This is a genomic window from Streptomyces sp. NBC_01116, from assembly GCF_041435495.1.
In the GTDB taxonomy this organism is placed as follows: Bacteria; Actinomycetota; Actinomycetes; order Streptomycetales; family Streptomycetaceae; genus Streptomyces.
Map to the genome: position 1 here is coordinate 6,255,636 of NZ_CP108644.1, position 24,637 is coordinate 6,280,272.

At 70.0% G+C, this 24,637-nt stretch carries 23 protein-coding genes and 5 tRNA genes; 17 read left to right on the forward strand and 11 right to left on the reverse strand.

Annotation, left to right across the window (positions count from 1 at the left end; translation table 11 throughout):
• Positions 1 to 172: 172 nt before the first annotated feature.
• Positions 173 to 1,756: an acyl-CoA carboxylase subunit beta gene (locus tag OG245_RS27665; protein WP_371626125.1), complete on the forward strand. Its 1,584-nt coding sequence runs from the start codon at positions 173 to 175 to the stop codon at positions 1,754 to 1,756.
• Positions 1,757 to 1,827: 71 nt separating this feature from the next.
• Positions 1,828 to 2,031 (forward strand): acyl-CoA carboxylase subunit epsilon, encoded by a 204-nt coding sequence (locus OG245_RS27670; protein WP_371626126.1) that lies wholly within the window; start codon positions 1,828 to 1,830, stop codon positions 2,029 to 2,031.
• Between the two features lie 247 nt (positions 2,032 to 2,278).
• Here OG245_RS27670 and OG245_RS27675 read toward each other — a convergent pair whose 3' ends face one another.
• The 8 genes from OG245_RS27675 to OG245_RS27710 form a co-directional block, all read right to left on the reverse strand.
• Positions 2,279 to 2,860, reverse strand: a complete 582-nt coding sequence (locus OG245_RS27675; RefSeq protein ID WP_014048542.1) for an ATP/GTP-binding protein — start codon at positions 2,858 to 2,860, stop codon at positions 2,279 to 2,281.
• Positions 2,841 to 3,494 carry a DUF742 domain-containing protein gene (locus OG245_RS27680; protein ID WP_371626127.1) on the reverse strand — a complete coding sequence of 218 codons (654 nt, stop codon included), beginning with the start codon at positions 3,492 to 3,494 and terminating at the stop codon, positions 2,841 to 2,843. Before OG245_RS27680 ends, OG245_RS27675 begins: the two co-directional genes overlap by 20 nt.
• 90 nt (positions 3,495 to 3,584) lie before the next feature.
• On the reverse strand, positions 3,585 to 3,998 hold the full coding sequence (locus tag OG245_RS27685) for a roadblock/LC7 domain-containing protein (RefSeq protein WP_006127847.1): 414 nt from the start codon (positions 3,996 to 3,998) through the stop codon (positions 3,585 to 3,587).
• A 10-nt stretch (positions 3,999 to 4,008) separates the two neighbouring features.
• Entirely contained in the window at positions 4,009 to 7,251 is a 3,243-nt protein-coding gene (locus OG245_RS27690; RefSeq protein ID WP_371626128.1) for a nitrate- and nitrite sensing domain-containing protein, read from the reverse strand.
• A gap of 361 nt (positions 7,252 to 7,612) precedes the next feature.
• Positions 7,613 to 8,194, reverse strand: a complete 582-nt coding sequence (locus OG245_RS27695; RefSeq protein WP_003966011.1) for an ATP/GTP-binding protein — start codon at positions 8,192 to 8,194, stop codon at positions 7,613 to 7,615.
• Positions 8,175 to 8,582 (reverse strand): DUF742 domain-containing protein, encoded by a 408-nt coding sequence (locus OG245_RS27700; protein ID WP_266709549.1) that lies wholly within the window; start codon positions 8,580 to 8,582, stop codon positions 8,175 to 8,177. The genes OG245_RS27695 and OG245_RS27700 overlap by 20 nt, the downstream gene beginning before the upstream one ends.
• A gap of 135 nt (positions 8,583 to 8,717) precedes the next feature.
• Positions 8,718 to 9,131, reverse strand: a complete 414-nt coding sequence (locus OG245_RS27705) for a roadblock/LC7 domain-containing protein (RefSeq protein ID WP_006127850.1) — start codon at positions 9,129 to 9,131, stop codon at positions 8,718 to 8,720.
• Between the two features lie 9 nt (positions 9,132 to 9,140).
• Complete coding sequence (locus OG245_RS27710) at positions 9,141 to 12,917, reverse strand: nitrate- and nitrite sensing domain-containing protein (RefSeq protein ID WP_371626129.1); 3,777 nt, start codon at positions 12,915 to 12,917, stop codon at positions 9,141 to 9,143.
• Between the two features lie 583 nt (positions 12,918 to 13,500).
• On the opposite strand from OG245_RS27710, the gene OG245_RS27715 reads away from it, so the two are divergent.
• From OG245_RS27715 to OG245_RS27755, 9 genes are all read left to right on the forward strand, one after another.
• A complete protein-coding gene (locus tag OG245_RS27715; RefSeq protein ID WP_371626130.1) occupies positions 13,501 to 13,683 on the forward strand; it encodes a hypothetical protein in 183 nt (60 codons plus the stop codon).
• A 93-nt stretch (positions 13,684 to 13,776) separates the two neighbouring features.
• Positions 13,777 to 14,562 carry a fumarylacetoacetate hydrolase family protein gene (locus OG245_RS27720; protein WP_371626131.1) on the forward strand — a complete coding sequence of 262 codons (786 nt, stop codon included), beginning with the start codon at positions 13,777 to 13,779 and terminating at the stop codon, positions 14,560 to 14,562.
• Complete coding sequence (gltX, locus tag OG245_RS27725; protein WP_371626132.1) at positions 14,555 to 16,030, forward strand: glutamate--tRNA ligase; 1,476 nt, start codon at positions 14,555 to 14,557, stop codon at positions 16,028 to 16,030. Before OG245_RS27720 ends, gltX begins: the two co-directional genes overlap by 8 nt.
• Positions 16,031 to 16,128: 98 nt before the next feature.
• Positions 16,129 to 16,848 (forward strand): HAD family hydrolase, encoded by a 720-nt coding sequence (locus OG245_RS27730; protein WP_371626133.1) that lies wholly within the window; start codon positions 16,129 to 16,131, stop codon positions 16,846 to 16,848.
• 88 nt (positions 16,849 to 16,936) lie between these two features.
• A tRNA-Gln gene (locus tag OG245_RS27735) sits at positions 16,937 to 17,008 on the forward strand.
• Positions 17,009 to 17,045: 37 nt separating this feature from the next.
• Positions 17,046 to 17,118 (forward strand) — tRNA-Glu (locus OG245_RS27740).
• 62 nt (positions 17,119 to 17,180) lie between these two features.
• A tRNA-Glu gene (locus OG245_RS27745) sits at positions 17,181 to 17,253 on the forward strand.
• Positions 17,254 to 17,265: 12 nt separating this feature from the next.
• Positions 17,266 to 17,337: transfer RNA gene (locus OG245_RS27750), tRNA-Gln, on the forward strand.
• Between the two features lie 20 nt (positions 17,338 to 17,357).
• Positions 17,358 to 17,430, forward strand: a tRNA-Glu gene (locus OG245_RS27755).
• A 199-nt stretch (positions 17,431 to 17,629) separates the two neighbouring features.
• On the opposite strand, the gene ndgR is transcribed toward OG245_RS27755, so the two are convergent.
• Positions 17,630 to 18,346: an IclR family transcriptional regulator NdgR gene (ndgR, locus tag OG245_RS27760; RefSeq protein WP_003966003.1), complete on the reverse strand. Its 717-nt coding sequence runs from the start codon at positions 18,344 to 18,346 to the stop codon at positions 17,630 to 17,632.
• A gap of 174 nt (positions 18,347 to 18,520) precedes the next feature.
• Between ndgR and leuC the strand changes: the two genes are divergently transcribed.
• The 4 genes from leuC (at position 18,521) to OG245_RS27780 (ending at position 21,693) form a co-directional block, all read left to right on the forward strand.
• Complete coding sequence (leuC, locus tag OG245_RS27765) at positions 18,521 to 19,948, forward strand: 3-isopropylmalate dehydratase large subunit (RefSeq protein ID WP_371626134.1); 1,428 nt, start codon at positions 18,521 to 18,523, stop codon at positions 19,946 to 19,948.
• Between the two features lie 2 nt (positions 19,949 to 19,950).
• On the forward strand, positions 19,951 to 20,544 hold the full coding sequence (gene leuD, locus OG245_RS27770; protein ID WP_371626135.1) for a 3-isopropylmalate dehydratase small subunit: 594 nt from the start codon (positions 19,951 to 19,953) through the stop codon (positions 20,542 to 20,544).
• A 104-nt stretch (positions 20,545 to 20,648) separates the two neighbouring features.
• Entirely contained in the window at positions 20,649 to 20,876 is a 228-nt protein-coding gene (locus tag OG245_RS27775; RefSeq protein WP_026291031.1) for a hypothetical protein, read from the forward strand.
• Positions 20,877 to 21,018: 142 nt separating this feature from the next.
• Complete coding sequence (locus OG245_RS27780; protein ID WP_097867892.1) at positions 21,019 to 21,693, forward strand: HU family DNA-binding protein; 675 nt, start codon at positions 21,019 to 21,021, stop codon at positions 21,691 to 21,693.
• A gap of 120 nt (positions 21,694 to 21,813) precedes the next feature.
• Here the strand turns inward: OG245_RS27780 and OG245_RS27785 are convergent, their stop codons facing one another.
• Both OG245_RS27785 and cofC read right to left on the reverse strand, forming a co-directional pair.
• Complete coding sequence (locus tag OG245_RS27785; RefSeq protein ID WP_032790675.1) at positions 21,814 to 22,017, reverse strand: hypothetical protein; 204 nt, start codon at positions 22,015 to 22,017, stop codon at positions 21,814 to 21,816.
• 10 nt (positions 22,018 to 22,027) lie between these two features.
• Positions 22,028 to 22,714, reverse strand: coding sequence for a 2-phospho-L-lactate guanylyltransferase (gene cofC / locus OG245_RS27790; protein ID WP_371628007.1), 687 nt, complete (start codon positions 22,712 to 22,714; stop codon positions 22,028 to 22,030).
• Positions 22,715 to 22,861: 147 nt separating this feature from the next.
• Between cofC and OG245_RS27795 the strand changes: the two genes are divergently transcribed.
• A complete protein-coding gene (locus OG245_RS27795) occupies positions 22,862 to 23,614 on the forward strand; it encodes a lysophospholipid acyltransferase family protein (RefSeq protein WP_371626136.1) in 753 nt (250 codons plus the stop codon).
• A complete protein-coding gene (locus tag OG245_RS27800) occupies positions 23,611 to 24,621 on the forward strand; it encodes an NAD(P)H-dependent glycerol-3-phosphate dehydrogenase (protein ID WP_371626137.1) in 1,011 nt (336 codons plus the stop codon). Before OG245_RS27795 ends, OG245_RS27800 begins: the two co-directional genes overlap by 4 nt.
• Positions 24,622 to 24,637: the final 16 nt, after the last annotated feature.

Below are 24,637 nucleotides of genomic sequence, written 5' to 3' on the forward strand. Positions count from 1 at the left end.
TGGCCCAGCGCACATCCTGGTCTTTGTAGAGTTCATACAGCGCGATGCGGCGTTTCGCTGGTGGATCGCCTACACGGTGCCGCGGTTCTGTTCACTCCCACCACGAAACCGGGCAGGAGACTGTACGGAGTCGACGGCACGATTTCTGGGTCGGTGTTCGTAGGGTCGGTACATGACCGTTGTGGACGAAACCCAGGGTGAGCCGAGCGACGCCCGAGGCCGGGTGGCCGAACTGCTGGCCCTGCGCGAGCAGGCGCGGCGCGGACCGAGTGAGCGGGCGACCGAGGCGCAGCACGCCAAGGGGAAGCTGACCGCGCGGGAGCGGATCGAGCTGCTGCTGGACCCGGGTTCGTTCAAGGAGGTCGAGCAGCTGCGCCGGCACCGGGCGACCGGCTTCGGCCTGGAGGCGAAGAAGCCGTACACCGACGGTGTCATCACCGGCTGGGGCACGGTCGAGGGCCGCACGGTCTTCGTCTACGCGCACGACTTCCGGATCTTCGGCGGGGCGCTGGGCGAGGCGCACGCCACGAAGATCCACAAGATCATGGACATGGCCATCTCGGCGGGGGCCCCGCTGGTCTCCCTGAACGACGGCGCCGGCGCCCGCATCCAGGAGGGCGTCTCCGCGCTCGCGGGCTACGGCGGCATCTTCCAGCGCAACACCCGGGCGTCCGGTGTCATCCCGCAGATCAGCGTGATGCTCGGCCCGTGCGCGGGCGGCGCGGCCTACAGCCCCGCTCTGACCGACTTCGTGTTCATGGTCCGCGAGACCTCGCAGATGTTCATCACCGGACCGGACGTCGTGAAGGCGGTCACCGGCGAGGAGATCACCCAGAACGGCCTCGGCGGCGCGGACGTGCACGCCGAGACCTCCGGCGTCGCGCACTTCGCGTACGACGACGAGGAGACCTGCATCGCCGAGGTCCGCTACCTCATCGGGATGCTGCCCTCCAACAACCGCGAGAACCCGCCCACGACGCAGAGCGACGACCCCGCCGACCGGCGCGGCGACGTCCTGCTGGACCTCGTCCCGGCCGACGGCAACCGCCCGTACGACATGCACAAGGTGATCGAGGAGCTCGTCGACGACGGCGACTATCTGGAGATCCACGAGCGCTGGGCCCGCAACATCATCTGCGCGATGGCCCGCCTGGACGGCCAGGTCGTCGGCATCGTCGCCAACCAGCCGCAGGCGCTGGCGGGCGTGCTGGACATCGAGGCCTCCGAGAAGGCCGCGCGCTTCGTGCAGATGTGCGACGCCTTCAACATCCCGATCATCACTCTTCTGGACGTCCCCGGCTTCCTGCCGGGCGTGGACCAGGAGCACGGTGGAATCATCCGCCACGGAGCGAAGCTGCTCTACGCCTACTGCAACGCCACCGTGCCGCGGATCTCGCTGATCCTGCGGAAGGCCTACGGAGGCGCGTACATCGTCATGGACTCCCAGTCCATCGGGGCCGACCTCACCTACGCCTGGCCCACCAACGAGATCGCGGTGATGGGCGCCGAGGGCGCGGCCAACGTCATCTTCCGCCGGCAGATCGCCGACGCCGAGGACCCCGAAGCCATGCGCACCCGCATGGTCAAGGAGTACAAGGCCGAGCTGATGCACCCCTACTACGCGGCCGAGCGCGGTCTCGTCGACGACGTCATCGACCCCGCCGAGACCCGCGAGGTGCTCATCGCCTCGCTCGCCATGCTCCGCAACAAGCACGCCGACCTGCCGTCCCGCAAGCACGGCAACCCCCCGCAGTAGTCGTCCTCCGCGGCGGCGCGACGCGCCGCACGGTCCACGAAACCCTGCCGAGAAGACGGAGACACCCCACCATGAGCCTGACGTCCGCCGAGTCCGTCCTGCGCGTCGAGAAGGGTCACGCCGACCCCGAGGAGCTGGCGGCCATCACCGCCGTCCTGATGGCCCGCGCCGCCTCCCAGCCGCCCGCCCCCGCCCACCGCGGCCGTGACACCGCCGGCTGGCGCCGCCTGGAGCGCACGCCCGGCTTCCGCGCACCGCACAGCTGGCAGGGCTGACCCCCTCGCAGGCCGTACGGAGAAGGGCCCCGCACTCCTCGGAGTGCGGGGCCCTTCCGTGTACGACAGGACCTAGGCCCTGTCGTCGAACTGCCGCCTGTCCCGCGGCGCCATGCACGTGCTCTCGCCGCACCGGGCACAGGCCCGAGTACGTCCAGTACGAGGACCCGCACCCGGCGCACCGGGAGCACGCACCCGACCCCGCAGGGCCGCCCTCCGGGCGACGACGGCAGTTCGACGACAGGACCTAGCGCAGCCGTGCCATCAGGGCGTGCTCGACGAGCGTGATGAGCGCGCTCTTGGCGTCCGCGCGGTGCCGGGCGTCCGTCGTCAGGATCGGGGTGTCCGGCCCGATCTGGAGCGCCTCGCGTACTTCGTCGGGGGTGTAGGGCTGGTGTCCGTCGAAGCCGTTGAGGGCGATGACGAAGGGGAGCCCGCTGTTCTCGAAGTAGTCGACGGCGGGGAAGCAGTCGGCGAGGCGGCGGGTATCGACGAGGACGACGGCGCCGATGGCGCCGCGGACCAGGTCGTCCCACATGAACCAGAAGCGGTCCTGGCCGGGCGTACCGAAGAGGTACAGGATCAGGTCCTGGTCGAGCGTGATGCGGCCGAAGTCCATGGCCACCGTCGTGGTGGTCTTGTCCCCGGTGTGGGTCAGATCGTCGATGCCCGCCGAGGCCGACGTCATCACGGCTTCGGTGCGCAGCGGGTTGATCTCCGAAACGGCACCGACAAACGTGGTCTTACCCACGCCGAAGCCCCCTGCCACCACGATCTTCGCCGAGGTAGTGGAGCGGGCCGCTCCGCCGCTAGAGCTTGCGAAGTCCACTGAGCACCCTTTCGAGCAGTGTCACATCTGGCTGGCCGCCGGCGGCCTCGTCGCCGCCGGGCTGATGGATAGCGACGAGTCCGGCCTCGGCCAGGTCGGCGACGAGGATCCGGGCAACGCCGAGGGGGATCGAGAGAAGGGCCGAGATCTCGGCGACCGACTTGATCTCGATGCAGAGCCGGCAGATCCGCTGGTGCTCGGGCAACTGCCCTTGCAGCCGCGACAGATCTGCCGTGGTGCTGACCAGCGCCTCGATGGCGAGCTGGTAACGCGGCCGGGTCCGCCCACCGGTCATGGCGTAGGGACGGACCAGCGGATTGTGCGCGGCGGGCTTGGCGGGCTCGGAAGCGCGCTGCTGCTGCACCGGTTGAATGCGCGGCTGCCGGGGCGCGTCGTAGCGCTGGGGCTGCTGCGGTTGCTGCGGCCACCCGGCCCCCGGCTGCTGCGGGGGCCACTCGGACTCCTGCGCACCGTGAGCGCCCTGCTGCTGTCGGTGCTGCGGCTGCTGATATGGCTGGTACTGGCCTGGGCCCTGCCCGCCAGGTGCCGCAGGGAAGCCGAAACGGTTGTCACCGTGCTCACCCGGAACCCTCTGGTCACCGTTGTAGGGGTGCCCACCTGTGGGTGCTGCCACGTCTCCTCCTCCGACTGCCGGTCACCGATCCCAGTGGGGCCGCGCCACCGCACTTTATGGCGCGGTGGCGAGAAACGCACTGTCTGTCTACTAGTTAAGAAGACTTCCCTGAAGTTCGGCGCGGAGGTCCGGAGTCAGGACACTGCCCGCGCGGTCCACCAGAAGGGCCATTTCGTACCCGACCAGACCGATATCGGCATCCGGGTGGGCCAGAACGGCGAGTGAGGATCCGTCGGAGATGGACATGATGAAGAGGAATCCACGCTCCATCTCCACAACGGTCTGATTCACGGCGCCGCCCTCGAAGATCCGCGAGGCACCCGCGGTCAGCGACGTCAGACCGGAGGCGACGGCCGCCAACTGGTCGGCGCGGTCGCGCGGGAAACCCTCGGACATCGCCAGCAGGAGTCCGTCGGCGGAGACCACCACCGTGTGCGACACCCCGGGGGTGTTGTCCACGAAATTGGTGATCAACCAGTTGAGATTCTGCGCCGCCTGGCTCATCGGGCTCACACTAACGCTCCTGGTTGTAGGTGGTACTGGTGTCCGAACCCTCGCTGCGTCCCCGCTGGACACCCCGCCGCAGGTTGCTCAACCTGCCGCGGACGTCCTCGGGCGCGCGGGAGACCTGTGGGCCGCCCTGCTGGGTCTGCTCCGCCGTGCCCTCGACCAAGTTGGCCTTGGGCACCCGCCGGGGGAGGCCGGAGGGGGTGATTCCGCCCGCCTTCGGCTCACGGAGCTTCTCGGCCCGCTCCCAGCGCTCGTCGTTCGTCGAGCGCCAGTCGTCGGAGCCGTCCCCGTCCGTCTGCGGGTCCAGCCGCTCTTCCTGCTGCGGCGGGGGCCCCGGAGTCGGATCGGGCTGGTCGTTGCCACGGCCGCCGGGACCGGGCTGCCAGTGCTGCTGACCGCCTCGGCGCGGCAGACCGGCTTCGGTCAGCTCGTGGCCGACGTTCGGGGTGGGCCCCGGACGGTCGAAGCCTACGCGCTCCGAAGGCTCCGCGGGCGTGCTCGGAACAGATTCCGATTCGGCGGGCGCAATCGGCTCATAAGCGTGGGGGAAACCACTCTGAACAGGCCAGTCATCCTGGTGGGACTGGTCCGGCGAAGCCGCGTACGGGTCGGCGTACTGCCCCTGCCGGGCATGCTGATCGGCATATGCCGATTCCGGATAGCCGTCTCCCCGGTGCTGCTGCGCCTGCTGGTCCCGCTGCTGCGCGTAACCGTCCTCGGCACCGTACTGCTGCTGCTCGTACGTTCCCTGGTACGGCTGCTGCTGCGGCTGCTGCTGCCCGTACTGGTCCTGGCCGTAGCCCGCGTCGGCGTAACCCTGCTGCTGCTGACCGCCGTACGGGTCGCCCGCGTACGACTCCGGTGCGTAGCCCCGGTGTTCCCGGTCGTCGTCCCCGAACGGGCCGCCCGGGCCCGTCTGGGCCTCCAGGGCCGCCCTGCGCTCCTCGCGCATCAGCGAACGCCCGACCGGGTCCAGCTGCGACGGGTCCACCGGGGCCTCGTAGCGCGTGTCGTCGAAGCCGAGCTCCGCGGCCGTGCGCATCGGGACCTGCTGCGGCGCCTGCTCGAAGCCCTGCTGCTGCTCGGGGATGATCGAGGAGACGGTGAAGTCGTCCTGGCCGGAGCCCGGTTCACCACCGCCACCGTGGGTGATGGCGTCCGGGAGCATGACCAGCGAGGTGGTCCCGGCCTGCTCGCCCGAGGGACGCAGCTGGACCCGGATCCCGTGCCGGTCGGCCAGCCGGCCGACCACGAACAGGCCCATGCGCTGCGACACCGCGGCGTCCACGGTCGGCGGATTGGCCAGCTTGTGGTTGATGTCGGCGAAGTCCTCGGCGGTGAGGCCGATGCCCTTGTCGTGGATCTCGACCATGACGCGGCCGTCGGGCAGCCGGGTCGCGGTGACCTTGACCTTGGTCTGCGGCGAGGAGAACGTGGTGGCGTTCTCCAGCAGCTCGGCCAGGAGGTGCACGAGGTCGGTGACGGCCTGGCCGTGGATCTCGCTCTCCGGCACACCGGTCAGCTGGATGCGCTCGTAGGACTCCACCTCGGAGGAGGCGGCCCGCAGGACGTCCACCAGCGGCACCGGCTGGTTCCAGCGGCGGCCGGGCTCCTCGCCCGCGAGGACGAGGAGGTTCTCGCCGTTGCGGCGCATACGGGTGGCCAGGTGGTCCAGCTTGAAGAGGCTCTCCAGCTGGTCCGGGTCGGCCTCGTTGTTCTCCAGGTCGGTGATGAGGGTCAGCTGGCCCTCGATGAGCGACTGGTTGCGGCGCGAGAGGTTCGTGAAGATCGCGTTGACGTTGCCCCGCAGCATGGCCTGCTCGGCTGCGAGCCGGACGGCCTCGCGGTGCACCTGGTCGAAGGCGCGGGCGACCTCGCCGATCTCGTCCTGCGTGGTGATCGGGATCGGCTGCACCCGGGTGTCGACCCGGCCCGGGTCGGTGCGCGAGAGCTGGTCGACGAGGGAGGGCAGCCGCTGCTCGGCGATACCGAAGGCGGCGGTACGCAGCCGGCGCATGGAGCGGCTCATCTGGCGGGCCATGAGACCCGCCAGCACGAAGGCGGCCAGCAGCGCGATGACGACGATGAGTCCGTTGACGATGGCGTCGGTCTTGGCGTCGGAGGAGATGTTCGCGGCCTCGTCCACCGCCTTGGTGACCAGCTCGTCCTCGACGGTCGCGTACCCCTCGAACTTCGCGGTCGCCGCCGCCATCCAGGTCTCGGGCGTGACGCCCTTGGCCGCCAGCGCCTCGGGGTCCTGGCCCTTGCCGATCTCCCGGGCCATGCCGTCGAAGACCGAGCCGTCGATGCTCGGCGGGGCCACGAAGGGCGTGCCCGCGGCCTCGGCCCGCTCCTTCGCCGCCTTGAGCTGCTTGGCGCCCTCGGCGGCCTTGCCGGCCATGACCTGCTTGAGGCGGTCGACATCGGCCTGGGTGCCGCCGGAGTTGAACTCGCCCAGCGCGATCTGCTCCAGGTAGTTGTACGAACCGAAGGCCTTGACCTGCTCGTCGTACGTGCCCGGCTTCTTGCTCGGGCGCACCAGGAGGTGCATGCCGATCGAGCGCTGAAGCGATTCTGCAGCCTTGGACAGCTCGATCGCGTAGACGGTACGGCCGTAGCTGGTGATGTTGCCGGTGCCGAGGCCGAGCTCGTTGGAGAACTCCATCAGCGAGTGCTGGACCTGGGTGTAGCCCTCTTCGGTCTTCACCGGGTCCAGGGCCCTCGCGTAGGCGGCCTTGCGCAGCTCGGGGAGTTTGGGCTCCTCGGCCTTGAAGAGCTTCAGGCGGCGCTCCAGGCCCGGCTTCGCCGGCATCCCCTCCACCGCGGCGTCGAACTTCCGCGCCGCGTCGTCCGTGGTGGCCCGGGTCTGCTCGACCACATCGGCGTCACGGTCGCCCGAGAGCAGCGGCTCGGCGGTGAGGTCCCGCTCGTTCAGCAGCGCCTGCCCGTAGTCGGAGGCGGCGCGCACGACGACCGCGATCTTCTCGGCCTCCTGGGCCTGGCTCCAGGTGTCGACGGAGCCCTTCACCTGGAAGCCGCCCATGACGAGGCCGACCAGCACCGGGATCAGGAGGATCGCGTTCAGCCGGGTGGCCACCCGCCAGTTGCGCGGGGCCATCCGGCTGGTGCTGCCACCGCCGGTCGGCTCCGTGCCGGGCAGATCCGCAGGGGACGCCACAGCGCGCGACGGCGGGGTGAAGTTGCCCCGCTCGGGCTGCGCCGCGGAGCCCTCGTTGCTTCGCCTCACTCGACCAACAACCTCTCGGCGTCGGCACCTACGCTGTGCCGGATTATTCGTTCAGGGCCGTACTACTGGGGAGTTCGTCGAATTGCAGCACGGGGACGGGCCCCGTTCCAAACAGTCGGAATCGGCGGTTCCGAGTGGCCCAGACCTCAGATAAAACGGGCATAAAGAGCGAGCCCCGTCAAAAGGCGGGGCTCATGTGAGCGCAGTGGCACCGAATGGATGCGTCGGGTGGCGGCGTGGAGTCAATTCTCTCTCGAAACGTTATGAACGCGGGGGCGGATCGTGTCAAACGACACAGGCCGCCCCCGCGTGACTACTGCAACTTCCGTATGGCGATATCGACTTGCGCCTGGTGGAAGAACTACTTCAGACGTGCCATCAGCGCGTGCTCGACGAGCGTGATCAGGCCGCTCTTGGCGTCCGCGCGGTGCCGGGCGTCCGTCGTGATGATGGGTGCGTCGGGCCCGATCTGGAGCGCTTCGCGTACTTCGTCGGGGGTGTAGGGCTGGTGTCCGTCGAAGCCGTTGAGGGCGATGACGAAGGGGAGCCCGCTGTTCTCGAAGTAGTCGACGGCGGGGAAGCAGTCGGCGAGGCGGCGGGTGTCGACGAGGACGACGGCGCCGATGGCGCCGCGGACCAGGTCGTCCCACATGAACCAGAAGCGGTCCTGGCCGGGCGTACCGAAGAGGTACAGGATCAGGTCCTGGTCGAGCGTGATGCGGCCGAAGTCCATGGCCACCGTCGTGGTGGTCTTGTCCCCGGTGTGGGTCAGATCGTCGATGCCCGCGGACGCGGACGTCATCACGGCTTCGGTGCGCAGCGGGTTGATCTCCGAAACGGCACCGACAAACGTGGTCTTACCCACGCCGAAGCCGCCCGCCACCACGATCTTCGCCGAGGTGGTGGCACGGCCCGTACCGCCGCTAGAGCTTGCGAAGTCCACTGAGCACCCTTTCGAGCAGTGTCACATCCGGCGTGCCGCCGGCCTCTCCGTTGCCCGGCTGGTGGATGGCCACCATGCCGGCTTCCGCCAGGTCCGCCACCAGGATCCGGGCGACGCCGAGCGGCATCGACAGCAGCGCCGACACCTCCGCCACCGACTTGACCTCACGGCAGAGGTGGCAGATCCGCTGGTGCTCGGGGAGCAGGGTCCCCAGATGCGCGGGGTCTGCCGTCGTGCTGACCAGTGCCTCTATCGCGAGCTGGTAGCGCGGCCGGGTCCGGCCGCCGGTCATGGCATAAGGACGAACCAGCGGCTGGTCGCCTTCCCCGTCGTACGACGCGTGGTGCAGTGCGCCGTACGGATCGGGTGAGGCGGGTGGCGGGGTCATGAATCCTCCGGGCGTGACAGCAGGTTCTCGGCTTGCCGTCTGCAAGGGGCCGGTGAGGGGACTAAGGCGGCCTGACGGGTGAGGGTTGTGGGCATTACCTGGGGGGATCGTGTCGTGAATCCGCTGGACGGCCGCCTAGTGGAGCAGACTGCCTTGGAGTTCGGCGCGGAGGTCGGGCGTGAGGACCGTGCCCGCACGATCGACCAGGAGGGCCATCTCGTACCCGACCAGACCGATGTCGGCGTCCGGGTGGGCCAGAACGGCCAGTGACGAACCGTCGGAGATGGACATGAGGAAGAGGAATCCCCGCTCCATCTCCACAACCGTCTGACTGACGGCGCCGCCCTCGAAGATCCGGGACGCACCCGCGGTCAGCGAGGTGAGGCCGGACGCGACGGCGGCGAGCTGGTCGGCGCGGTCGCGCGGGAATCCTTCGGACATCGCCAGCAGCAGGCCGTCCGCGGAGACCACCACCGTGTGGGACACCCCTGGGGTGTTGTCCACGAAGTTGGTGATCAGCCAGTTCAGATTCTGCGCGGCCTGACTCATGGGGCTCAACTAACGCTCCTGCTGGTGAGTGGGGCCGAGATGGATACTGCCGGTCTGCGGGCCGTTGTTGGCCTGCCGACCCTGCTGGATGCCCCGGCGGAGATTGGTCAGACGACCGCGCACGTCATCGGGCGCGCGCGAAACCTGTGGTCCGGACTGGTGATTCTGCTGCTGTGCGGTCCCCGGAACCAAATTGGCGCGGGGAACACGGCGGGGCAGCCCGGAAGTGGTGACCCCGCCGGCGGCGGGCTTCTTGACCCGTTCGGCCTGACGTACGAGTTCGTCGTTGGGCGAGGCCCGCCACGAGCTGGTGACCGAGGGGTCGGCCGCACCACGCTGCGGCATGGGCGGGACCGGCACACCGGAGGACTCCGGAGCGGCCGGGGCCTGCGGTTCGGCGGGCTGCTGCTGGCCGCCCTGGCCCGGACCGTGGAACCAGTTCGTCTCCAGGGTGTCGTACAGCGGCGTACGCCCGTCCCCCGGACCGGCCGGCGGCAGGGCCTCCGGCTGCTGGGGCTGCTGCGGCAGCGCCGGACGGTACGGAGCCTCGCCCGCCGGGGAGGCGGACGGACGCGGCGCACCGAAGTCGGAACCCTCCGGGCCGCGCTGGCGCGGCGCGGGCAGGTGCTCGCCCTGGTCCGGCCGGCCCTGCCCCTGCTGGGGCTGGTACGGGGCACCGAAGTCGGGCCGCGCGAACTGCGCGGTGCTCGCCGGGTCCTGGCCCTGCGGAGCACCCTGCGGGTACGAACCGTCCAGGGGAGTCCCCGGCGCCGGGAAGTCGGGCCGGGCGAACTCGGAGGTCGCTCCGGGGCCCTGGCGGTCGTCCGACGGCCGCCGGCTCAGCGGGGCGTCGAACGACTGGTCCCGGCCGAGGTCCGCCGGACGGGCGAACTGCCCGGTCGCGTCGTGCTCCTCGTGACCGCGCGGCGTGTCCGCGCCCCAGCTGGTGGTCGCCGGCCGCTGCGGCTGCGGGTTGCCCCCGGGCAGCTCGGCACGCGGTCCACCGGGCGGCGGCAGCTGACGGCCGGGGCCGCCGGGCTGCTGGAAGCCGCCCTGCTCCTGCCGGCCCTGGGGCTGCTGCGCTCCGGGGCCCTGGTTCTGCTGCTGGTTCGACTGGTTCTGCCAGCCGGACGGGTTCTGCTGGTTCGGCGGTGCGAACTGACCCGGGCGCCCGCTCTGCCCGGGGGAGGGCGGAGCGCTGTGCCCGAACAGGTTGGTCGCGTCACCGCGGCCCGGGGCCTCGCCCTGCGGACCGCCCTGGGCGCCGCGGGCGCCGAGCCGGGCGCTGTTGCCGAAGGCGCCGGAGAGGCCGCCGCCCTGGCGCTGGGGCGCCGGGCCCTGACCCGGGAACTCCTGGCCGGGGCCGCCGTCGTTCGGCTGCCCGCCGCCCTGGGGACCCTGCGGACGGCCCGCTCCGCTGTCCCGGGCCGGCAGCGCCGCCCGGGGACCGGAGCCCGCGCCGACCTGGCCGCGCTGACCGCCCGGTCCACCGCCGAGGCTCTTGGCGCCCGGACCGCCCGGTCCGCCGCCCAGGCCCGCGCGCTGGCCGGCGCCCGCGCCGTTCCCGTTGCCCGCGAGGAGACCGCCCGGGGCGCCGGGCTGCTGCCCGGGGCCCTGCTTGGACGGGGGCTGCTTGCCGCCGTGCGCGACGTCGACGGGCAGCATGACCAGCGCGGTCGTACCGCCGGAGTCGGAGGGGCGCAGCTGGATCCGGATGCCGTGACGCAGCGACAGCCGGCCGACCACGAACAGGCCCATGCGGCGGGAGACGGAGACGTCCACGGTGGGCGGCTGCGCGAGCCGCTCGTTGATCGCGGCGAGGTCCTCGGGGGAGAGGCCGATGCCGGTGTCGTGGATCTCGACGAGCACGCGCCCGTCGGGCAGCGCGTGACCGGTGACCTTGACCTTCGTCTGCGGCGAGGAGAACGACGTCGCGTTCTCCAGCAGCTCGGCGAGCAGGTGCACGAGGTCGTTGACGACCCGGCCCGCGACCTCGGTGGCGGGCACCGCGGTCAGCTCGATGCGCTCGTACTGCTCCACCTCGGAGGCGGCGGCGCGGAGCACGTCGACCAGCGGGACCGGCCGGGTCCACCGGCGTCCCGGCTCCTCGCCCGCGAGGACGAGGAGGTTCTCGCCGTTACGGCGCATACGGGTCGCGAGGTGGTCGAGCTTGAAGAGCGAGGACAGCTGGTCCGGGTCGGCCTCGCGGGACTCCAGCTCGGAGATGAGCGAGAGCTGGCGCTGGATGAGGCCCTGGGAACGGCGCGAGAGGTTGGTGAACATCGCGTTGACGTTGCCCCGGAGGAGGGCCTGCTCGGCGGCGAGGCGGACGGCCTCGCGGTGCACGTCGTCGAAGGCCGCGGCCACCTGGCCGATCTCGTCCCGGGAGTGCACGCCGACCGACTCGACCGAGGTGTCGACGTCCTGCGGGTCGGTCTCGGAGAGCTGCTTGACGAGCTCGGGCAGCCGGTCCTGGGCGACCCGGGTGGCGGTGTCCTGCAGACGCCGCAGCGAACGGATCATGGAGCGGGCCACCACGAAGGCGCCGACGAGCGAGACGCCGAGCACGATGAAGATGACGGCACCGTTGATGATCGCGTCGCGCTGGGAGGCCTGGCGCAGCTCCCGGGCCTTGGCCTCCATGTCGCTGAGGAGGGTGGCCTCGATCGTCTCCATGGCCTTGATCTTGATGGTGCTCTGGTCGTACCAGTCCAGGTACGACCGGACCTGGTTGCCCTCGATGTCGTTCGTGGTGGTGAGGATGCGCTTGGCGTACATGTTCCCGGCGTTGATCTCCGGGTTCCCGTTGTCCAGGGACGTCATGAGCTCTTCGGCGCTCTCGCCGGTCGTCCCGTAGATCGTCTTGAACGAGCGCAGGGCCCGGTCTTCCTTGTGGAGCGCGTTCTCGCCGAACTGACGGTCGTTCGGGTTGAGGTGCGGCTCCTTGACCGAACCGCCCGGCAGCGCCGCGGCGATGACCGCTCGCTGGACCGAGGCGTACTCCTTGGCGGAGGAGAACGCCGCCAGGGCCCGGGTCCGCTTGATCATGTCCGGGTTGCTGGTCGCCTGCGCCATGTCCTGCGAGAGGCTCAGCAGCGAGGTGATCAGCTGGTTGTACTGGTCGATGGTGTTGAGGCTCGGCGCGCCCTCTTCGTACGCCGTCTTGCGGATCGCACGGATGTTGCCGAGCTGGGAGGCGATCTGCGAGATGCTCGCGTGGATGCTGTCGAGCGCCTCGTCGCCCTCGGAGCCACCGATCGAGTCGGTCTCGTCGAGGAAGGCGTCCTTGGCCCGGTCGGTCTTGTCCCGGGGCCCGGTGACCTTGTAGTCGGTGGGCTTGGACTTGTTCGACAGCGGACCGGCCGACTGGTCGCGCTCCACCTGCAGCGCCTGGGCGAGGGAGGTCGCCTGCTTGGTCATCCTCGTCAGCAGCTGCATGTGCTCCAGCTGCTGCATGTCGGTCATGGACTCGTTGATCCTCAGGCCGCCCAGGCTGGTCGCGACGACCACGGGGAGGGCGAGGAGGGAGACCAGGCGCGTGCTGATGCTCCAGTTACGGAGCGCCACACGCGAACCCGTGTCGACCGGGCCGCGCGGTTGTGCGGGCGTGTTCGGCTCCGCGCCGCCGCTCGTCGTGGAACCCGAGCCCTGCGCACGGTCGCCGTTGTCGCCGGCACCGGCCGGCCCGGGGTTCTGGGCGTGCTGGGGCGAGGAACCGCGGTCGGTCCCGCCGCGCGGCTCCTGTTCCGCCGGAGCGCTGCCATCCCTCTTGAAACGTCCCTGCACTAGCGTCGCAACCTCTGGACCAGGCGTCCCGCCCGCGTGTGCGGACAGAGACGGTGTCGGCGTCGTGGGGCACTGGACGCGCCCCATGGTGGTCGTATGAGTGACCGGCGTACTTCCCCCTCCCGCCGCCACTCGGCGCTGCGTTGCGCCCCTGCGCGCCGGCCTGAAACCCGCGGCGGTGCGTGGAATTCCAGCACAGTGCAGGATCTCCAACAAGGCCCAAGTACCGGGCTGTGACCTGGGTGACACGTTGTGATGGGCGAGTAACAAGCAGTGGAGCGCGATCGTGATGAAAACGGTCGATTACGGAGGAAGCGCCTAGGGGTGGGGGGTGTCCCAGACGCGACGATCAGGAGCGGAATGGTGGATTCAGGGATGCAATGTCCGCTTTCTGGACCACGGTCAACTGTCCGTAATGGGTCAATTGTCGAATAGTTCGTGAGCAAACTCACACGATGATCGTTGCCTCATCGCGGCTCCGGCGGGGAATCGGATGTTTAGCCTGACGCTTTACAGGGATGGCGAATCCGACAAGCCGGCGTCGCGACGAGCGACGCCCTCACCGACAGGGTCCTGACGGCAGATGAAGACGACGACGATGTTCCGCAACATTGCCAACCCCCGGCGCACCACGCTGGCGCACCTCAAGGACGCCGAAGCGCTGCAGACGCCCCCCCAGCCGGAGCACGCCGCCGACCTGCCGACCGTGACGGCCAACCCGCGCCGCACCATCCTCATGGAAGCCCCGGTCGCGGCCGCCCGGTAGCGGCCCCGCCAGGCGCGCGGCTGTCCCCCTCATCGGCGTTAGCCTGGAGCATCAGTCTTCAGCCAGCCAGCAAGTGAGGGGCGACAGCATCCCGTGCGCATCGCCAGGTTCTCCATCGACGGCAATGTCGCCTTCGGCGCCGTCGAGGGACAGGGCACCGTGGAATCCGGTGACCTCGTCCTCGACATCATCAAGGGCATTCCGTACGCCGACTTCGAGCTCTCGGGCACCAAGGTCCCGCTGAACAAGGTCCGGCTGCTGCCGCCCGTGCTCCCCAACAAGGTCGTGGCCATCGGCCGCAACTACGCGGAGCACGCCGCCGAACTCGGCCACGAGGTCCCCGACGCGCCGATCACCTTCTTCAAGCCCACCACCTCGGTGATCGGCTCCGGCGACGCGATCGAGTACCCCTCCTTCTCCCAGGAGCTGCACCACGAGGCCGAGCTGGCCGTGGTCATCGGCCGCATGTGCCGCGAGGTCCCGCGCGAGCGCGTGAAGGACGTCATCCTCGGCTACACCTGCGCCAACGACGTCACCGCCCGCGATGTGCAGCAGCGCGAGAAGCAGTGGGCGCGCGCCAAGGGCTTCGACACCTCCTGCCCGCTGGGCCCCTGGGTGGAGACCGACGTGGACCCCCACGACCTCACCATCCAGGCGACGGTCAACGGCGAGCAGCGACAGCTCGGCCGCACCAGCGACATGGTCCGGTCCATCGAGGACCTGGTCGTCCACATCACGGAGGCCATGACGCTCCTCCCGGGCGACGTGATCCTCACGGGCACCCCCGCGGGGGTCGGCCCCCTGCACGTCGGCGACGAGGTCGCCGTCACCATCGAAGGCATCGGCACTCTCACCAACAAGGTGATCAAGCGTGGCTAACACACCAGTCCGTGTACGTTTCTGTCCCTCCCCGACCGGCAACCCCCACGTGGGCCTGGTCCGCACGGCCCTGTTCAACTGGGCTTTCGCCCGGCACCACCAGGGCACCCTGGTCTTCCGGATCGAGGACACCGACGCGGCGCGCGACTCGGAGGAGTCCTACCAGCAGCTGCTCGACTCGATGCGCTGGCTGGGCCTGGACTGGGACGAGGGCCCCGAGACCGGCGGCCCGCACGCCCCCTACCGCCAGTCGCAGCGGATGGACCTGTACAAGGACGTCGCCGAGAAGCTGCTCGCCGCCGGACACGCCTATCCCTGCTACTGCACCACCGAGGAGCTGGACACCCGCCGCGACGCCGCCCGCGCCGCCGGGAAGCCGTCCGGCTACGACGGCCACTGCCGCGACCTCACCGCCGAACAGAGGAGCGCGTACGAGGCCGAGGGCCGCACCTCGATCGTCCGCTTCCGGATGCCCGACGAGGCCATCACCTTCACCGACCTGGTCCGCGGCGACATCACCGTCCAGCCGGAGAACGTCCCGGACTACGGCATCGTCCGCGCCAACGGGGCCCCGCTCTACACGCTGGTCAACCCGGTCGACGACGCCCTGATGGAGATCACCCACGTCCTGCGCGGCGAGGACCTGCTCTCCTCCACCCCGCGCCAGATCGCCCTGTACCGGGCGCTCATCGAGCTGGGCATCGCCAAGGACACCCCGGCCTTCGGTCACCTGCCGTACGTCATGGGCGAGGGCAACAAGAAGCTCTCCAAGCGCGACCCGCAGGCCTCGCTCAACCTCTACCGCGAGCGCGGGTTCCTCCCCGAGGGCCTGCTGAACTACCTCTCGCTGCTCGGCTGGTCGATCGCCGAGGACCGCGACATCTTCTCGATGGACGAGCTGGTCGCCGCGTTCGACATCAAGGACGTCAACGCCAACCCGGCCCGCTTCGACCTCAAGAAGTGCGAGCACATCAACGCCGAGCACATCCGCAAGCTGGACGTGAAGGACTTCACCGAGGCCTGCGGCCCCTGGCTGAAGGCCCCGTTCGCGCCCTGGGCCCCGGAGGCGTTCGACGCGGAGAAGTGGACGCGGATCGCCCCGTACGCCCAGACCCGGGTCACGGTGCTCTCCGACATCACCGACAACGTCGACTTCCTCTTCCTCGACGAGCCGGTGGAGGACGAGGCGTCCTGGACCAAGGCGATGAAGGGCGACCCGGCCGCGCTCCTGACCACGGCCCGCGCCAACCTGGAAGCGGCCGACTGGAGCGACCCGGAGTCCCTGAAGAACGCCGTCCTCACCGCCGGCGAGGCCCACGGCCTCAAGCTCGGCAAGGCGCAGGCCCCGGTCCGCGTCGCCGTCACCGGCCGCACCGTCGGCCTGCCGCTCTTCGAGTCCCTGGAGATCCTGGGACGCGACAGGAGCCTGGCCCGGGTGGACGCGGCCCTGGCGAAGCTGACCGCGTAGGCGACACCACACCTCCGAGGAGGGCCGCGGCCGGCCGGCCGCGGCCCTCCTCGGTTTTCTGCCTCCGCGGACCATGTCGGACGGCTACCGTGAGGTCCATGCCGATCCGAGCCGTGCTGTGGGACATCGACGACACGATCTTCGACTACTCGAGCGCCGACCGCACCGGAATGCGGCAGCACCTGGAGCGCGAGGGCCTGCCCGAGGCGTACGCCTCGGTGGACGTGGCCCTCGACGCCTGGCGGGCGCTGAGCGTCCGGCACTGGGCGCGCATGACCGCCGGGGAGACGGACTTCCGCGGGCAGCGGCGGGACCGGGTGCGGGAGTTCCTGTCACGGGATCTGGAGGACGCCGACGCCGAGGCGTGGTTCGGGCGTCACGCCGCTCACTACGAGGCCGCCTGGGCGCTCTTCCCGGACGTCCTGCCCGTACTGGACCTGCTGGCCCGCGACTACCGGCACGGGATCCTGTCCAACGCCAACACCCGGCACCAGCACCACAAGCTCACCGCGCTCGGCGTCCGCGACCGGTTCGAGTCGCTGGTCTGCGCGGTGGAGCTGGGGATCTCCAAGCCGGAGGCCGGCGCCTTCCACGCGGCCTGCGAGGCGCTCGCGCTGGAGCCGCACGAGGTGGTGTATGTGGGCAACGAGCCCGACATCGACGCCGGCGGGGCCGTGGCCGCCGGGCTGAAGGGCATCTGGCTCGACCGGCTGGGCACGGGCGGGAGGCCGGATCTCGTGACGATCACCGGGCTCGACCAGCTGCCCGGTCTGCTGGCGGGCGATACCCGTTTTGGAGCGCCGGACACCTTCGGGTAATGTTCTTTCTGCGCCGCCCGAGCGGGCCGAAAGATCCGGCCGGGAAGCGCAGACAGAGATGAAGCCCCCACCAGGGGTTGCATTTCAGTGGGCTATGGTGTAATTGGCAACACTACGGTTTCTGGTACCGTCATTCTAGGTTCGAGTCCTGGTAGCCCAGCGCAAGACCAGCAGTACGAGCAAGATCAGCAGGACAAGCCCCCGTTGTGTAGCGGCCTAGCACGCTGCCCTCTCACGGCAGTAGCGCCGGTTCGAATCCGGTCGGGGGTACAGATCCTTCCCGCGAGAACATCATGGGTCGCACCCATCGCTCTCGATGCAGGATCGCTAGGGCCCCCGTTGTGTAGCGGCCTAGCACGCTGCCCTCTCACGGCAGTAGCGCCGGTTCGAATCCGGTCGGGGGTACTTGTCACACCATGGGCTATGGTGTAATTGGCAACACTACGGTTTCTGGTACCGTCATTCTAGGTTCGAGTCCTGGTAGCCCAGCGCAAGTCAGCAGTAAACAAGCCCCCGTTGTGTAGCGGCCTAGCACGCTGCCCTCTCACGGCAGTAGCGCCGGTTCGAATCCGGTCGGGGGTACAACAGAGCAGTACGGGAAGGCCCTTCACCTCGGTGGAGGGCCTTCGCGCTTGTCCGGAGCGAGGAGGCTCCGCCCCAAGTCGTCTGCCCGGCACCGTGGTTGCGCCCTGCGAGGGCAAGGGCCCGGACAGGAAAAAGGGCCGCCACGACGCTGGGGCGGCCTTCCGGGAGTTCGGTCAGGAGGAGGTGGCGTGCGGCCTCAGCCCGTGCGGCGCAGGGCTTCGCTGAGCCGTGCCGCCGAGTCGATGACCGCCTGGGCGTGCATTCGGCCCGGGTGGCGGGTCAGCCGCTCGATCGGCCCGGAGACCGAGACCGCCGCGACCACGCGGTTCGAGGGGCCGCGCACCGGAGCGGAGACCGAGGCGACGCCCGGCTCCCGCTCGCCGATCGACTGGGCCCAGCCCCGCCGCCGTACGCCGGAGAGCGCCGTCGCCGTGAACCTCGCGCCCTGGAGGCCCCGGTGCAGGCGCTCCGGCTCCTCCCAGGCCATCAGGATCTGGGCGGAGGAGCCCGCCTTCATCGTGAGGGTCGAGCCGACCGGCACCGTGTCCCGGAGCCCGGACAGCCGTTCCGCCGCCGCCACGCAGATGCGCATGTCGCCCTGCCGTCGGTAGAGCTGAGCGCTCTCGCCGGTGATGTCGCGCAGGTGGGTGAGCACCGGTCCGGCCGTGGCCAGCAGGCGGTCCTCGCCCGCCGCGGCTGCCAGTTCCGACAGCCGGGGGCCGAGAATGAACCGGCCCTGCATATCCCTCGCCACCATCCGGTGGTGTTCCAGTGCCACGGCCAGTCGATGGGCCGTGGGCCGTGCGAGCCCGGTCGCCGCGACCAGCCCGGCGAGGGTGGCCGGACCGGACTCCAGGGCGCTCAATACCAGAGCTGCCTTGTCGAGAACGCCGACGCCGCTAGAGTTGTCCATACGACGATACTCCCGTCTCACTCTGTGAAACGCAAGTTCAATTTCCGGCGGAAGTTGCGAACCTGTGGGGGCGGCCGCACAACGGCTCGCGGCCACCGCCCCGCACGGGGGTCCGGACGGGGGCACACCGAATCTCTAGTTGGGCCGGCGACGACGCCGGCCGGAGGGAAAGCGATGGGTAGGACACTCGCGGAGAAGGTCTGGGACGACCATGTCGTCCGACGCGCGGAGGGCGAGCCCGACCTCCTCTTCATCGATCTGCACCTGCTGCACGAGGTGACCAGCCCGCAGGCCTTCGACGGGCTGCGCCAGGCCGGACGTCCGGTACGGCGCCTCGACCTCACCATCGCCACCGAGGACCACAACACCCCGACCCTCGACATCGACAAGCCGATCGCCGACCCGGTCTCGCGCGCCCAGCTGGAGACCCTGCGCAAGAACTGCGCGGACTTCGGCGTGCGGCTGCACCCGCTGGGCGACGTCGAGCAGGGCGTCGTGCACGTGGTGGGCCCGCAGCTGGGGCTGACCCAGCCCGGCACCACCGTGGTCTGCGGCGACTCCCACACCTCCACGCACGGCGCGTTCGGCGCGCTGGCGTTCGGCATCGGCACCAGCCAGGTGGAGCACGTCCTCGCCACCCAGACGCTGCCGCTGGCCCGCCCGAAGACCATGGCCATCACGGTCGAGGGCGAACTGCCCGACGAGGTCACCGCGAAGGACCTGATCCTGGCGATCATCGCCCGGATCGGCACCGGCGGCGGCCAGGGCTACATCCTCGAATACCGCGGCTCCGCCATCGAGAAGCTCTCGATGGAGGCCCGGATGACCATCTGCAACATGTCGATCGAGGCCGGTGCCCGCGCCGGCATGATCGCCCCGGACGCCACCACCTTCGACTACCTCAAGGGCCGCGACCACGCCCCCGAGGGCGAGGACTGGGACGCCGCCGTCGCGTACTGGAAGACCCTGCGCTCCGACGACGACGCGGTGTTCGACGCCGAGGTCGTCATCGACGCCACCGAACTGGCCCCGTTCGTCACCTGGGGCACCAACCCCGGCCAGGGCGCACCCCTGTCGGCCACCGTCCCCGACCCCGCTTCGTACGAGGACGCCTCGGAGCGCTTCGCCGCCGAGAAGGCCCTGGAGTACATGGGGTTGACCGCCGGGCAGCCGCTGCGCGACATCAACGTCGACACCGTCTTCGTAGGTTCGTGCACCAACGGCCGCATCGAGGACCTGCGCAACGCGGCCTCGATCCTGGACGGCCGCAAAGTCGCCGACGGAGTACGGATGCTGGTCGTCCCCGGCTCGGTCCGGGTCGCGCTCCAGGCCGTCTCCGAGGGCCTGGACAAGGTCTTCACCGAGGCCGGCGCCGAATGGCGGCACGCGGGTTGCTCGATGTGCCTCGGCATGAACCCCGACCAGCTGGCCCCCGGCGAGCGCTCCGCCTCCACCTCGAACCGCAACTTCGAGGGCCGGCAGGGCAAGGGCGGCCGCACCCACCTGGTCTCGCCCCAGGTCGCCGCCGCCACCGCCGTGCTGGGCCATCTGGCCTCGCCCGCCGACCTGTCCGACACCCGTACCCCCGCCGGAGTCCGATAGCTATGGAAGCCTTCACCACGCACACCGGCCGGGCCGTTCCGCTGCGCCGCAGCAACGTCGACACCGACCAGATCATCCCCGCGCACTGGCTGAAGAAGGTCACCCGCGACGGCTTCGAGGACGGGCTCTTCGAAGCCTGGCGCAAGGACGAGAACTTCGTCCTCAACCGCCCCGAGCGCCAGGGCGCCTCGGTCCTGGTCGCCGGTCCCGACTTCGGTACGGGCTCCTCCCGCGAACACGCGGTCTGGGCCCTGCAGAACTACGGCTTCAAGGCCGTCGTCTCCTCCCGCTTCGCCGACATCTTCCGCGGCAACTCGCTGAAGAACGGGCTGCTCACCGTGGTCCTGGAGCAGCAGGTCGTCGACGCCCTCCTGGAGCTGACGGAGGCCGACCCGACCGCCGAGGTGACCGTCGACCTGGAGGCGCGCCAGGTCCGTGCCGAGGGCATCACCGCCGACTTCGAGCTCGACGAGAACGCCCGCTGGCGGCTGCTCAACGGCCTCGACGACATCAGCCTCACCCTTCAGAACGAAGCGGACATCGCCGCGTACGAGGCGGCCAGGCCCGCCTTCAAGCCGCGTACCATTGCCGCCTGAGCAGCGCTTTTCCAGGACTGCGCCCCCTGCCTCCCGGCAGGGGGCGCAGTCGCTTGTTGAGACCCCGTCGGGCGACAACTCGCCCCAGATGGCACAATCGGTGCATGGAACGCGACAGCCAACTCAAGCTCTATGGCCAAGTCGCCGACCGATTGAAGGAAGCGCACGCGAAGGTGCGTGCACTGCAAGTCCCGGAGAGCGTACGGATGGCGCTGACCCGGAAGCTGCTGGTCGTCACGGCCGCGGCGAAGCACGATCTCCCGGACGCGGCAAGGCGTCTGGACCGGATGATGAAGGACCTCGATGAGGGCCGATTCCCCGAAGGTGACTGACACGTGGAACTGCGCATCGGTCGACTTCGTTGCGGCACTAGGGTGATTAGCCCGTTTCGTGTTTGATTTGCGGTATATATCTGCCTAACGTGCGAAAAAGCTTGAACACTTTCGTTCTGGCAATGTCTCCGAAGGGGAAGACGTGAACAAGGCGCAGCTCGTAGAAGCGATTGCCGACAAGGTCGGCGGCCGTCAGCAGGCCGCAGACGCTGTCGACGCGGTACTCGACGCGATCGTCCGTGCCGTTGTGGCCGGGGACCGTGTCTCGGTCACCGGCTTCGGCTCGTTCGAGAAGGTCGACCGCCCCGCCCGGTACGCCCGCAACCCGCAGACGGGTGAGCGCGTCCGGGTCAAGAAGACCTCGGTGCCCCGCTTCCGCGCGGGCCAGGGTTTCAAGGACCTGGTGAGCGGCTCGAAGAAGCTCCCCAAGAACGACGTGGCCGTCAAGAAGGCCCCCAAGGGCAGCCTCTCGGGCGGCTCCTCCGCCGCCCGTACGACGGTGAAGGCCGCCGCCGCCAAGAAGTCGGCCGCCAAGAAGGCCACCGCGAAGAAGACCACCGCCAAGAAGGCGACTCCGGCGAAGAAGACCACCGCCGCAGCCAAGAAGGTCACCGCGAAGAAGACCACCGCGACGGCCAAGAAGGCCTCCGCGGCCGCCAAGAAGGCGACTCCGGCGAAGAAGGCCGCGACGACCGCCAAGAAGGCCTCGCCCAGCAAGACCGCGCCCGCCAAGAAGACCACGGCGAAGAAGGCGCCCGCGAAGAAGACCACGGCGCGCACGACCACGGCCAAGAAGGCCACCGCACGCAAGAAGTGAGACCGGGCACCCGCTCGCTCCTCACAACGCGCCGGGCCGGGCTCCCCTCCGGGGGAGCCCGGCCCGCGGGCTGTCCGGACCCCGTTCGGCCCAGCGGTCCCGCTCCGGTCGGGGGCGGGGTCAGAACGTCTGCAGGGTCACCAGCGTGATCCGCAGGGCCGCTCCCTCGCCCTCGCCCTCGATCCGCACCCGTTGCCCCGGACGCAGCAGCAGCAGGCCGCCCGCGTCGAAGGCCGGGGCGTCGAAGTCCACCGGGGTGCCGTCGTCCAGCAGCACGCTGCCGCTGCGGGTCTCGGGGTCGTACGTGTACGAGGTCGCCTGCATGGGCGGCAGCCTATCGGTCGTGGGACGGGGCGGGCGCGGCCGCGATCCGCGCCGTGTGCGACCCCACCCCCAGGGCCAGGGCGACCCGCAGATCCTCGCCCGTATCCACGTCACGGCGCACCGAGTCGACGCCGGACAGCGCTATTTCCACCGCACCCGACGCCAGGTGCCGGGCCCCGGACGGACCGCCGAAAGCCGGACGGAATTCCGTACCGCTCGCGGCGGTCAGAAATGTCGTTCCGATTCCGGCCGCGTCCCGCAGAAAAGCGCTGGGAAAAGCGGAGGCAAAATCGAGCACCCGCGCCAATTCGTCGGTGCGCAGTGCCGGCAGATCCGCGTTGAGCGCGGCCACCGCGGCGGCGGGCCGCAGGGCCCGTACGGAGCGTGCGCCGTGCGCGAGCGCGGCGTTGAGACCGGCCCCCGGAACGTCCGGCACGATCCGCGCCCCGAGCGCGGAAAGAGCCGCCGCGGCCACGGCGTCGTCCGTGACGACCACCACATCCCGCACCCCGGAGCAGGCCAGCGCCGCGGCCACCGTGTCCTGGGCGAACGCCAGGGCCAGCCGGGGCCGCGCATCCTCGCCCGCCGCCCGCCCCAGGCGGCTCTTGGCCCGGGCGAGCGGCTTCAGCGGAACGACCAGGGACCAGGGCCCGGCCGGATCGGTGTTCGTGGCGATCTCCCCCTCCGTACGCGTCAGGACTTATTCTCGCCTGCCGGTACGACAACCTGGAGGTCCGCTACCGAACGTGAGGCGTACGGTGTTCTCGACAGAGCAGGGGCCTGGGGCGAGACTTGACCGTCAGTAGCCAGGCTGCAGGTCGAAATCCTTAAGGAAGGTGTCCGAGTGTCCCGCCGCAGAATCGGCTTCTGGTACCGCCTGGCGGCGGTCATCGCCAAGCCGCCACTGGTGGTTCTGTTCAAGCGCGACTGGCGGGGGATGGAACACATTCCGGCCGACGGCGGATTCATCACCGCCGTCAACCACAACTCCTATCTGGACCCGCTCTCCTACGGCCACTTCCAGTACAACACCGGGCGGGTGCCGAGGCTCCTGGCGAAGGCCGGCCTCTTCCGCACCCCGTTCGTCGGGATGATGCTGCGCGGCACCGGCCAGATCCCCGTCTACCGCGAGACCACCAACGCCCTGGACGCCTTCCGGGCCGCGGTGGACGCCATCGAGCGCGGCGAGTGCGTCGCCTTCTACCCCGAGGGCACCCTCACCCGGGACCCCGACATGTGGCCGATGGCCGGCAAGACCGGGGTCGCCCGGGTCGCCCTGATGACCAGGGCGCCCGTCATCCCCGTCGCCCAGTGGGGCGCCAACCTCGCGATGCCGCCGTACGCCAAGGAGAACAAGTTCCGGCTGTTCCCCCGCAAGACGCTCCAGGTGCAGGCCGGACCGCCCGTCGACCTCAGCCGGTTCCACGGTCTGGAGCCGACCTCCGAGGTGCTCCGCGAGGCCACCGAGGCCATCATGGCGGCGGTCACCCGCGAGCTGGAGGACCTCCGCGGCGAGAAGGCGCCCGCCGAGCTCTACGATCACCGCAAAGCCCGTGCTGAACAACGGCGCAGGGCCCAGGGAAAGGGACCCACGTGACGCACCCCGTAAAAGCGGCCGTCTTCGGAACCGGCTCATGGGGTACGGCCTTCGCCGTGATCCTCGCCGACGCGGGCTGCGAGGTCACCCTCTGGGGCCGCCGCGCCGAGGTCGCCGAGACCATCAACACCACGCACACCAACCCGGACTACCTCCCGGGCATCGCGCTCCCCGACACCGTCCGCGCCACCACCGACGCCGCCGAGGCCCTGCGCGGGGCGGAGTTCGCGTTCCTCGTCGTGCCCTCCCAGACGCTGCGCGCCAACCTCGCCGACTGGGCCCCGCACCTGGAGCCGGACACCGTCCTGGTCTCCCTGATGAAGGGCGTCGAGCTGGGCACCGCGGAGCTGATGAGCGAGGTCATCGCGGACGTCACCAAGGTCTCCGCCGACCGCATCGCCGTCGTCTCGGGACCCAACCTGGCCAAGGAGATCGCCGAGCGACGCCCCGCCGCGGCCGTGGTCGCCTGCGCCGACGAGTCCGTCGCCCAGCGCCTCCAGGCCGCCTGCCACACCTCGTACTTCCGGCCGTACACCAACACCGACGTGGTCGGCTGCGAGCTCGGCGGCGCCGTGAAGAACGTCATCGGCCTCGCCGTCGGCATCGCGGACGGCATGGGCCTCGGCGACAACACCAAGGGCTCCCTCATCACCCGGGGCCTCGCCGAGACCACCCGACTGGGCCTGGCCATGGGCGCGGACCCGTTGACGTTCTCCGGACTCGCGGGCCTGGGCGACCTGGTGGCCACCTGCTCCTCGCCGCTCTCGCGCAACCACACCTTCGGCACCAACCTCGGCCGCGGTATGACGCTCCAGGAGACCATCGCCGTCACCAAGCAGACCGCCGAGGGCGTCAAGTCCTGCGAATCGGTCCTCGACCTGGCCCGCAGGCACGGCGTCGACATGCCCATCACCGAGACCGTCGTCTCCATCGTCCACGAGGGCAAGTCCCCGGTCGTCGCCGTCAAGGAGCTGATGTCGCGGAGCGCCAAGGCCGAGCGACGCTGACGTCGCCCTTACCAGC